Below are 7,400 nucleotides of genomic sequence, written 5' to 3'. Positions count from 1 at the left end.
GACGTACCTCTGGTGTACCGGTTGTCATGCCAATGGCATTGCCGGGTAGCTAAGTACGGAAGAGATAACCGCTGAAGGCATCTAAGCGGGAAACTCGTCTGAAGATTAGGTATCCCGGGGACTTGATCCCCCTAAAGAGTCGTTCGAGACCAGGACGTTGATAGGTCGGGTGTGGAAGCGCAGTAATGCGTTAAGCTAACCGATACTAATTGCTCGTGAGGCTTGATCCTATAACACTGATGGTTATTGACCTGGTGATATAGCGTTCCAAGTGTCGTTCAATACAAAATCTGGCTGCACCGTCGGCAGCCAGCCAACACCAATTACACCCCCCTGTGCGTGATCATCGAGCTAGTCTCTGATCACCACACGTTGTGTTTCTTCCAAGATTGGAGCGGTTGCGTTCACACGCAGCAGCTCAACAAGTTACGCCTGATGACCATAGCAAGGTGGTACCACTCCTTCCCATCCCGAACAGGACAGTGAAACGCCTTCGCGCCGATGATAGTGGACGGACGTCTGTGAAAGTAGGTCATCGTCAGGCTTTTATTCCGCAAAACCCCACAGGTGATCCTGTGGGGTTTTGTCTTTATAGAGTGAGAACCCATGCGTTTCTGATGGCGGCGTTATTCGCCTTCACCAGCGTAGAGCCGGATCCATTGCAGTACTCAGGTAGCACCCGGGCAAGTTTCCCGGAAGCAAACAGAATTCGAGCGGCTGATGCAGTCGACAGCCGCTCAAGCAGTTACGCTTGACGACCGTAGCAAGGTGGTACCACTCCTTCCCATCCCGAACAGGACAGTGAAACGCCTTCGCGCCGATGATAGTGGACGGACGTCTGTGAAAGTAGGTCATCGTCAAGCTCTTATCCCGCAAAGCCCCGCCGGTATCCGGCGGGGCTTTGTCTTTGTGCGATGCTTTGCGGGAATCACGCGCCAGGGGTGCCCTGGATTGGGCGTTGGCAAGCACCCTCACAGGACAGTCAACCAGGCTGCAAGCCGCGCCAATGTTGATTGTGCACAAATAACAACGCCCGTGGGCGGTGGGGCTTTGTGCGGTAAGATTGACCGAGTCAATTCGTTGGAGCGTTATCGTGAGTGATACCCAGACCCCCGTGCCCGGTACGAAGTTGGACCTGCGCACGTTGACCCACGTGGCTTATGGCTTGTTTGCCTTGGGCTTTTTGACGAGTGGAATTCTGGGCATCGCGACGTTAGCTGCCGTGGTGCTGATGTACCTGAAGCGCTCGGACGCTGCCGGCACGGTTTACGCCGCCCATTTCGACTGGATGTTGCGCACGTTCTGGTGGGCCATGCTGTGGTTGGCCATCAGCGGTATTGCCCTGTACATCTTTATTGGATGGATTGGCCTGATTGCGACGGTCGTGTGGGTGCTGTACCGCTTGATCAAGGGCTGGCTGGCGTTGCTGGAAGGCGCCGCGCCCACCACCTACGCCTGATCTGACAGCGACTCGGGCAAATGCGAGGCCGGCGAATTCGCCGGCCTTTTTCATGCGCGATGCGTCACGGGTCAGGACAGAACCACGTACGCAGCGACGGCAAGCATCGAGATGCCGAAAACCGCGGCTTGGATGCGAACCGCCTGGGGCGAATTGAAGCGCCCCAGAATGACCTGGCCGCCATAGATCCATGGGAAATGACAGAACAGGCCCAGGATCACGAAGGCGATCCAGAACGGCATTGAGCCCCTGAGCCCGTACCGTCCGCCGGCCGTGGCCAAAAGCGTGTTGCCTGGCCCAGGGCTGACGATCATGGGTACGGCATAGCCCAGGAAAATCGCCCAACTCTCCCACCCGATCATTATCGATTCCTTTGCATGTGTTGGCGCCGTCATCACGGTGCTTCCGTGCGCGGGCGAGGCCCTAGTAGAGAGCGCTTCCGGCGTCGGGCAAAACGATCTATTCTCATCCCTTCGATAAATCAGATGGCGGCGGCGACTGAGCGCGTGCGCGGTCGAAGCGAGGGGCCATTGCGAATCTCGGTGCTGCCCTCATTCGCCCGACGCTGGTTGCTGCCGCGCCTGCCGGCATTTCGCGTGAAGCATACCGACGTGGATCTGCGCGTGACGAGTTCCATACAACTTTGGAGCGGCGACGATACATTCGACATCGGGATCCGTTCGGGATTGGGCCGCTGGCCTGGCGTGAAAGCGGATCTGATTTCGAGGGAGTTCTTGAGCCCGGTATGCAGCCCTGCGTTGGCGGTCGGGCCGCCGGCCTTGACGCGGCCGGAAGACCTCAAACATGTGCCGCTATTGCACGACCAGCCTCGCATGGCTTGGCAGCAGTGGTGCCAGCATGCGGAGGTGATGTTGGACCTGTCGCAGGGGGGTGTCTTCAACGACGCGGCGTTGGTGCTGCAGGCTGCGATCGACGGGCAGGGCGTTGCGTTGGGGCGCTTGATGCTGGCGGCGAATGATCTGCGGACGGGGCGCCTGGTGCGGCTGTTTGATCACACATTACCGAACGATTACAGCTATTGGATCGTGTACGCGAGGTCGTCCGCGCAACGTCCGGAGGTTGCCGCATTTCGGAGCTGGTTGCTCGAAGAGGCGCGCCAAGGCTAGCGATCAGCCCAATGGGATCGACAGGAGACTGCTAAGGGGAGAGGCCATGTCCACCGAATGTGGAGCAGGCTGCCGCGCGTGAAATGGAGCTTGCGCGGAGAGGGCGTGCTAGCCCGGCGGAGAGCCAGGGCGTCGCGACAATCGAAGAGGCAGGGACGTACGAGGTACGCCCTTTGCCTGCTTACTTCAGATGTGCGTTGACCAGTTTGGTCAGTTCGAACATCGTGACCTGATCTTTGCCAAAGATCGGACGCAGCTTGGCATCGGCGTTGATGTTGCGCTTGTTGCTGGCATCTTGCAGGTTGTGCTTCTTGATGTATTCCCAGATCTTCTTGGTGACCTCGGTACGCGGCACGGCTTCCGAGCCGATGACAGCGGCCAACTCGGCGCTGGGGGTCAGGGGCTTCATGAATGCAGCGTTCGGCTTGCGCGCGGTCGCGGGTTTGGAGGTTGTGGCCATAATGCGGCGCTCCTTCTCTGGCTGTTGGAAAAATTGTCCTGCGGCCGGAGCATAACGTGTCTCTCTCGTAAAGACAAAGGCATTTATCCTCTGTAGCAACTAAAATGCACAGACTGTCCCCCCTACCACGTCATTCTGTAACCTCCTATGTACGCACGATCTCCTTTGGAATCAATTCGCCTGTTTCATGACGAATTGACGGCGCTGCGGCGCGATTTGCATGCGCATCCCGAGTTGGGCTTCGAGGAAGTCCGCACCTCGGGGATCGTGGCCGGCGCGCTTGAGGCGCTGGGCATTGAGGTGCATCGCGGCATTGGCAAGACCGGCGTGGTGGGCGTGATCCGCGGCAAACGCTGCGACAGCGGGCGCATGATCGGACTGCGTGCCGACATGGACGCCCTGCCCATGACCGAAGATAACGACTTCGGCTACAAGTCCACCAAGCCGGGCCTGATGCACGGCTGCGGCCATGACGGGCACACGGCGGTGTTGATCGGCGCGGCGAAGTATCTGGCGCAGACGCGCAATTTCGACGGCACGGCCGTGCTGATTTTTCAGCCGGCCGAAGAGGGGCGCGGCGGCGCTCGCGCCATGTTGGAAGACGGCTTGTTCGACACGTTCCCGTGCGATGCGATCTATGCCTTGCACAACTGGCCTGGCCTGCGGCCCGGCACGATCGGCATCAACCCGGGGCCGATGATGGCGGCGGCCGACCGCTTCGAGATTCAGATCACGGGCCGCGGCGGCCACGGCGCACACCCTTATCAGACGATTGATCCGGTGACGATCGCGGGGCAGATCATCACGGCGTTGCAGACCATCGTGTCGCGCAACGTGAACCCGCTGGATTCCGCCGTGGTGTCGATCGGGTCCATGCAGGCCGGGCACCCTGGCGCAATGAGCGTGATTCCGCGCGAAGCCAGGTTGGTGGGCACGGTACGCACGTTCCGCAAGTCGGTCCAGGAAATGGTCGAGACACGCATGCGCGAACTGGTCACTGCGATCGCCGGCGCGTTCGGCGGGTCCGCCGAGCTGATTTACGAACGCATCTATCCTGCGACCTTGAACACGCCGCAACACGCCAACCTGGTGGCCGACATCGCGACCGAGATGATCGGCAAGGAAAACGTGGTGCGCGATCTGGTACCGTCGATGGGTTCCGAAGATTTCTCCTTCATGTTGCAGAGCAAGCCCGGGGCGTATTTCCGTCTGGGGCAAGGCGGCGCCGAGTCGGGCTGCGTGCTGCATAACTCGCATTTTGATTTCAACGATGCCGTCATTCCCCTGGGTAGCGCGATGTTCTGCGCGCTGGCCGAACGGGGCATGCCGCTGGCAGATTAAGAAGCCTTCCATGTCTACTTCAAACACGAATCAGCTCACCATCACCCGCCCCGACGACTGGCACCTGCACCTGCGCGATGGCGCGGCGCTGGAGGCCGTGGTGGCGGATACCGCACGCCAGTTCGCGCGCGCCATCATCATGCCGAACCTGAAGCCGCCGGTGACGACGACCGAGCAGGCCCTGGCTTATCGCGGTCGCATCCTGGAGGCGCTCGGCAATGCCGGCGGGAACCCGGACGCCTTCACCCCGCTGATGACGCTTTATCTAACCGACAACACCTCGGCGGAAGAGATCTTCCGCGCGCATGAGTCGGGCCAGGTCTATGCTGTGAAGCTGTACCCGGCAGGCGCGACGACCAACTCCGACGCGGGTGTCACCGATTTGCTCGGCAAGTGCGCCAAGGCGCTGGAAGCACTGGAAAAATGCGGCATGCCGTTGCTGGTGCACGGCGAAGTGACCGACCCGGCGATCGATGTGTTCGACCGCGAAGCGATTTTCGTGGAACGCGTCATGAAGCCGCTGCGCCGCGCGTTTCCGGCCTTGAAGGTGGTGTTCGAGCACATCACGACGAAGGAAGGGGCGGAGTATGTGCGCGACGCCGAAGGGCCGATCGCCGCGACGATCACGCCGCAGCACATGCTGTACAACCGCAATGCGATCTTCCAGGGCGGCGTGCGCCCGCATCTGTATTGCCTGCCGATCTTGAAGCGCGAGACGCATCGTCTGGCGCTGGTCGAGGCGGCCACCAGCGGCAGCCCGCGCTTCTTCCTGGGCACAGACAGCGCTCCGCATGCGCGCGGCTTGAAGGAGCACGCGTGCGGCTGTGCCGGCTGCTACACGGCGCTGCATGCGATGGAGCTGTACGCGACGGCGTTTGATGCCGTGGGCAAGCTGGACAAGCTGGAGGGTTTCGCCAGCTTCCATGGCCCGGATTTCTACGGCCTGCCGCGCAACACCGGTACGCTGACGCTGCTGCGCGAGACGTACCAGGTGCCGGAAGAGCTGGCGTTCGGCAACACCACGCTGGTGCCGCTGGCGGCTGGCGAATCCCTCGCTTGGCGCGCCAAGGTCTGAGCCGCCGGCGTGCGTCGGCCATGAAAAACGGGGGGAGCGGCTTAGCGCCGTTCCCCCGTTTTTTTGCAGCAGGACGAGTGTGCTCTATATAGATATAGAGCGCGCTGTCAGAGCGTGCCATCGCGGCGCGCTTCCAGCAACTCCCAGCGGGCGAACCGCTCTTCGAGTTCGCTTTCAAGTTTGGCGAGTTCGCCGTTGATGCGGTCGACTTCGGCCGGGGCGTCGCGGTACAGGCTGCCGTCCGCCAGCTTTCCGGCCAGTTCGGCCTGCTGCGCTTCCAGGGCGGCGATGGCGTCGGGCAAGCCTTCGAGTTCGCGCAGATCCCACGCGTTCATCTTGGTGGCCTTGGCCGGTTTGGGCTTGGCGACCTTGGCGCGGGCGGCGCTTTCGTCCAGGGGCTTGGCGGCGGCGTCCGCATCGGCGGCCGGCGCGGATTGGGCGGGCCGCTGCGCGACCCATTCGTCGTAGCCGCCGACGTAGTCGCGCCAGCGGCCGTCGCCTTCGTAGGCGATGGTCTGGGTGACGACGTTGTTCAGGAACGCGCGGTCATGGCTGACGAGCAGCACGGTGCCGGCATATTCCTGAAGCAGCTCTTCCAGCAATTCCAGCGTTTCGATGTCCAGGTCGTTGGTGGGTTCGTCCAGCACCAGCACGTTGGCGGGGCGGGCGAACAGGCGTGCCAGCAACAGGCGGGCGCGTTCGCCGCCGGACAGGCTGCGCACGGGGGAGCCGGCGCGGGCGGGCGAGAACAGGAAGTCGCCCAGGTACGTCATGACATGCTTGCGGGTGCCGCCGATTTCGACCCATTCGCTGCCCGGGCTGATGATGTCGACGAGCGTAGCGTTTTCGTCCAGCTGCGCGCGCATCTGGTCGAAGTACGCGACCGCCACGTTGGTGCCCAGGCGGGTGGAGCCGGTGTCGGGCTGCATTTCGCCCAGGATCAGCTTGAGCAGCGTGGTCTTGCCGGCGCCATTGGGGCCGATGATGCCGATGCGGTCGCCGCGCAGGATCGTGGTGGAGTAGTCGTCCACCACGATCTTGTCGCCGAACGTCTTGCCGACATGTTCGAGTTCGGCCACGAGCTTGCCGGAACGCTGGCCTTCCGCCAGCGCCAGCGAGACGTCGCCGATGCGTTCGCGGCGTTCAGCGCGCTGCACGCGCAGGCTCTCCAGGCGGCGGACCCGGCCTTCGTTACGGGTGCGGCGGGCTTCGACGCCCTTGCGGATCCAGACCTCCTCTTGGGCCAGCAGCTTGTCGAAGCGGGCCTGTTCCAGGCGTTCGGACTCCAGCCACTGGGCTTTGCGCTCCTGCCATTGCGAGAAATTGCCCGGGAAGCTGAGCAGGCGGCCGCGGTCGAGTTCGACGATGCGGGTGGTGACGGCGTCCAGGAAGCGGCGATCGTGGGTGATGATGACCGCGGCGCCACGCCAACTGCGCAGCATCTCTTCCAGCCAGGCGATGCCGTCGAAGTCGAGATGGTTGGTGGGCTCGTCCAGCAGCAGCAGGTCGGGCTCTTCGACGAGGGCGCGCGCCAGCGCGACGCGCTTGCGGGTGCCGCCGGACAGGCCGGCGATCTGCACATCGGCGGGCAAGCCCAGCTTTTCCAGTATGGCGCGCACGCGCGAGGGGCGCTGCCAGTCTTCATGGTCGCCTTCCACGTTGCAGACGACATCGAACACGGTGGCGTTTTCGTCCAGTTCGGGTTCCTGTTCGACCGTGGCGACGCGCAGGCCCGAGGTGCGGGCGATGTCGCCGTCGTCGGGCAGCGTCCTGCCGTCGAGCAACCTCAGCAGCGACGACTTGCCGGCGCCGTTGCGGCCGATGAGGCCGATGCGCTCGCCGGCCTGGATGGCGAAGTCGGCGTGGTCCAGCAGCGGATGGTGGCCATAGGCCAGCTGGATGTCGGTAAGAGTGATGAGAGTAGCGAGGGCCATGTAT

Annotated in this window: 7 protein-coding genes and 3 rRNA genes; 7 read left to right on the top strand and 3 right to left on the bottom strand. The window is 62.5% G+C overall.

The window, feature by feature from the left end; all coding sequences use genetic code 11:
- The 4 genes from A9973_RS14275 to A9973_RS14260 all read left to right on the top strand — a co-directional run.
- Window positions 1-230 (top strand): 23S ribosomal RNA (locus tag A9973_RS14275); the annotation flags it as partial.
- Between the two features lie 201 nt (window positions 231-431).
- A 5S ribosomal RNA gene (gene rrf / locus A9973_RS14270) occupies window positions 432-544 on the top strand.
- Window positions 545-750: 206 nt separating this feature from the next.
- Window positions 751-863 (top strand): 5S ribosomal RNA (gene rrf, locus A9973_RS14265).
- 230 nt (window positions 864-1,093) lie between these two features.
- A complete protein-coding gene (locus A9973_RS14260; RefSeq protein ID WP_183014398.1) occupies window positions 1,094-1,459 on the top strand; it encodes a hypothetical protein in 366 nt (121 codons plus the stop codon).
- A 71-nt stretch (window positions 1,460-1,530) separates the two neighbouring features.
- On the opposite strand, the gene A9973_RS14255 is transcribed toward A9973_RS14260, so the two are convergent.
- Complete coding sequence (locus tag A9973_RS14255) at window positions 1,531-1,854, bottom strand: hypothetical protein (protein WP_255469153.1); 324 nt, start codon at window positions 1,852-1,854, stop codon at window positions 1,531-1,533.
- Between the two features lie 90 nt (window positions 1,855-1,944).
- On the opposite strand from A9973_RS14255, the gene A9973_RS14250 reads away from it, so the two are divergent.
- On the top strand, window positions 1,945-2,586 hold the full coding sequence (locus A9973_RS14250) for a LysR substrate-binding domain-containing protein (RefSeq protein ID WP_255469152.1): 642 nt from the start codon (window positions 1,945-1,947) through the stop codon (window positions 2,584-2,586).
- A 181-nt stretch (window positions 2,587-2,767) separates the two neighbouring features.
- Here A9973_RS14250 and A9973_RS14245 read toward each other — a convergent pair whose 3' ends face one another.
- Complete coding sequence (locus tag A9973_RS14245; protein WP_006217453.1) at window positions 2,768-3,046, bottom strand: SWIB/MDM2 domain-containing protein; 279 nt, start codon at window positions 3,044-3,046, stop codon at window positions 2,768-2,770.
- 147 nt (window positions 3,047-3,193) lie between these two features.
- Here A9973_RS14245 and A9973_RS14240 point away from each other — a divergent pair, with 147 nt between their 5' ends.
- A complete protein-coding gene (locus A9973_RS14240; protein ID WP_183014395.1) occupies window positions 3,194-4,387 on the top strand; it encodes a M20 aminoacylase family protein in 1,194 nt (397 codons plus the stop codon).
- The gene (gene pyrC / locus A9973_RS14235) at window positions 4,383-5,462 is read left to right on the top strand and encodes a dihydroorotase (RefSeq protein WP_183014405.1); all 1,080 of its coding nucleotides are present in this window, start codon (window positions 4,383-4,385) and stop codon (window positions 5,460-5,462) included. The genes A9973_RS14240 and pyrC overlap by 5 nt, the downstream gene beginning before the upstream one ends.
- Before the next feature lie 107 nt (window positions 5,463-5,569).
- Here pyrC and A9973_RS14230 read toward each other — a convergent pair whose 3' ends face one another.
- Window positions 5,570-7,396 (bottom strand): ATP-binding cassette domain-containing protein, encoded by a 1,827-nt coding sequence (locus tag A9973_RS14230; protein ID WP_183014394.1) that lies wholly within the window; start codon window positions 7,394-7,396, stop codon window positions 5,570-5,572.
- Window positions 7,397-7,400: the final 4 nt, after the last annotated feature.

It is taken from the genome of Achromobacter sp. UMC46, from assembly GCF_014170335.1.
In the GTDB taxonomy this organism is placed as follows: domain Bacteria; phylum Pseudomonadota; class Gammaproteobacteria; order Burkholderiales; family Burkholderiaceae_B; genus Achromobacter.
The sequence above is the reverse complement of the archived record's forward strand: the minus strand, read 5'-3'. Positions and strand labels throughout refer to the sequence as shown.

Excerpts from the sequence above, each read along its gene's own strand:
- A9973_RS14255 (WP_255469153.1), bottom strand. The coding sequence starts at position 1,854 with ATGACGGCGCCAACACATGCAAAGGAATCGATAATGATCGGGTGGGAG.
- A9973_RS14250 (WP_255469152.1), top strand. The coding sequence starts at position 1,945 with ATGGCGGCGGCGACTGAGCGCGTGCGCGGTCGAAGCGAGGGGCCATTG.
- A9973_RS14245 (WP_006217453.1), bottom strand. The coding sequence starts at position 3,046 with ATGGCCACAACCTCCAAACCCGCGACCGCGCGCAAGCCGAACGCTGCA.
- A9973_RS14240 (WP_183014395.1), top strand. The coding sequence starts at position 3,194 with ATGTACGCACGATCTCCTTTGGAATCAATTCGCCTGTTTCATGACGAA.
- A9973_RS14230 (WP_183014394.1), bottom strand. The coding sequence starts at position 7,396 with ATGGCCCTCGCTACTCTCATCACTCTTACCGACATCCAGCTGGCCTAT.